At 47.2% G+C, this 269-nt stretch carries 1 protein-coding gene; it reads right to left on the bottom strand.

All coding sequences use genetic code 11. The features are described from left to right. Positions 1-269: hypothetical protein (locus A3750_RS25830; protein WP_197474869.1), on the bottom strand; the 269-nt coding region annotated here is incomplete at both ends.

The following is a 269-nucleotide window of genomic DNA, read 5'->3' as shown; positions in this document are numbered from 1 at the left end:
ATACTGTATAGGTAACCGAAGAGTCAACAACCTCTCCGCCTCTGAGAAGCTCAAACCCAGCAGACGCATCGACATCAAGAGTGCCATCACTCTTGATCGTGAACACACCTCCATTGTCGCCTATGACTGAAATCTCACCGTTAACAAGAGCTTGCCCATTAACAGCAACTATCTCCAACTCAGTTTCGGTACGCCCTTCAGCATCAAAATCATTTGCAAGCAAGCCGAACCCGATAGGGGTTTCGATTCCTTCAGGGTCTACAATTTGT

This window comes from Oleiphilus sp. HI0079, assembly GCF_001635105.1.
This window is presented reverse-complemented; position numbering and strand designations above follow the sequence as displayed.